Here is a 1,835-nt window from a genome sequence, read left to right on the forward strand (position 1 = left end):
CCGGTGAGGACTACCGTGCGGACTCCGTCGCCTCGTCCATGTCATCTTCCTGCTCACTGGCAAGCAGGGTTTTCTCGTTTTTGCACAGACACTGAATCAACAGGAACAGTACGCCGCTGGCCACCAGGGTGACGATCAGGCCATCGTAACCAGTGATGCCGATCAGCATGCCGCTGACTACCGGCCCGGCAACGCTGCCGGCGGACCAGAAAAAGCCGAACAGTGCGTTAATCATAATCAGCTTCTGCCCATTGAAGGTTTTCCCCGCCCGCACCAGCGACAGGGTATAAAGCGCACCCGCCGCGGCGCCCAGCAGCAGACAAATGGCCATCAGCTGAATGCGCGAGCCGAGCATCAGCGGCAGGGCCAGCAGCGACAGGCTGAAAACCACCGCGCAGCTCAGATGCACGCGGCGAATCCCGACCCGGTCGGCCAGCCAGCCGAGCGGGGTCTGGAACATCGCATCTCCGGTCAGCACCACGGTGACCAGCAGCACCGCCAGCCCTTCATTCAGCCCTTTGTCCATGCCGTACAGCGGCAGCAGGGCGAGGATGCTGGCGTCAAAGAAGGCGAAGCAGAAGACCCCGGAGGCCAGTACCGGCAGAAAGGCGCCGAGGCTGCGCCAGCTGGCGCGCTCCCCGAGGCTTTCACGAGTGCCGGTGGGCAGATGGCGCAGCATCAGCAGGCAGACGGCGGTGACCGCGACAATCGCTATCAGCGCTGATGTCTGCCAGGCTGGGCCGACGGAGATTAGCAGCGGCCCGGCCAGCTGGCAGCCGGTAAAGGCCGAGGCGTAGAGACCGGTGAGGGTAGCGCGCTGGCTGCCCGCCGCGCCGCCGGTGATCCAGCTTTCGCCGAGTACGATAATGACCCCGGAGGCCAGGCCGGTCAGCAGGCGCGGCAGCAAAAGCAGCGTCATATCGGTAGTCATGCATGAGGCGATGGTCGCCAGCGCCAGCAGGATCAGACTGCCGCTCAGCAGCACGCCCATTTCAACGCGCCGGCACAGCGCAGGAGAGAGGAAAGAGGAGATCATCATGCCGGCGGGCGGCAGGGCGGCCAGCAGGCCGACGTACAGCGGCGCGATCTGCTGCTGCGCCAGCTCAAGACTGATTAACGGCACCGTATAGCCGGTGATAAATCCCACAAGCGACGCGGCCATGATCATCGCCAGCGTGGGGGCAAGACGATTCTGGTCTGGGTTAAACATTTTATTTCCGATGACGGAGAGGTCAGTAGTGGATCCTTCGGCAAATTGCCGTCCTGAGTTGCATAATAATTAATCGACTGGCCGTTGTCACCGTTGAAATCACTACCAAAAAAGGGCCGCAGGGCAGCAGGTGGGCTGTACGCCGCGCCGCCGCCGCATTTCGTGACGTTGTCAGCGTGGTAACGACAGGATATAACGGAGGGAGCGGCAGCGCCCCGACGCCGGTGAGCGACGGGGAAAAACGCGACGCATGACCGATTATTCAGCATTACGCTATGCAGGAAAGGAGTAATACATGGCCGTATCGCCGTCACTGATCGCCGAAGCCGTTGGCTGGCGACGTGAATTTCACGCCGCGCCTGAGCTCGGATATCAGGAGCAGGAGACCTCGCGCCGCGTTGCGGAGCTGCTGGCCTCGTTTGGGCTGCAGGTGCATCGCGGGCTGGCCGGCACCGGCGTCGTGGCGACGCTGGAGAACGGCCCCGGGCCGGTTATCGGCCTGCGCGCCGATATGGACGCCCTGCCGATCACCGAGCTGGGGAGCGTCAGCTACCGTTCACGCCGCGCCGGGGTGATGCACGCCTGCGGCCACGATGGCCATACCGCGATGCTGCTGGCGGGCGCC

At 63.7% G+C, this 1,835-nt stretch carries 1 protein-coding gene and 1 pseudogene; one reads left to right on the forward strand and one right to left on the reverse strand.

From position 1 onward, the window contains the following. Positions 1-10: 10 nt before the first annotated feature. The gene (locus tag HMPREF9538_RS04285; protein WP_004148650.1) at positions 11-1,210 is read right to left on the reverse strand and encodes an MFS transporter; all 1,200 of its coding nucleotides are present in this window, start codon (positions 1,208-1,210) and stop codon (positions 11-13) included. A gap of 295 nt (positions 1,211-1,505) precedes the next feature. Between HMPREF9538_RS04285 and HMPREF9538_RS04280 the strand changes: the two are divergent. After that, positions 1,506-1,835 (forward strand): annotated as a pseudogene (locus tag HMPREF9538_RS04280) (M20/M25/M40 family metallo-hydrolase); the annotation flags it as partial.

The organism is Klebsiella sp. MS 92-3 (assembly GCF_000195655.1).
Taxonomy (GTDB): Bacteria; Pseudomonadota; Gammaproteobacteria; order Enterobacterales; family Enterobacteriaceae; genus Klebsiella; species Klebsiella pneumoniae.

Bases quoted from the DNA above. Each gene is read 5' to 3' on its own strand.
- HMPREF9538_RS04285 (WP_004148650.1), bottom strand. From the start codon at position 1,210: ATGTTTAACCCAGACCAGAATCGTCTTGCCCCCACGCTGGCGATGATC.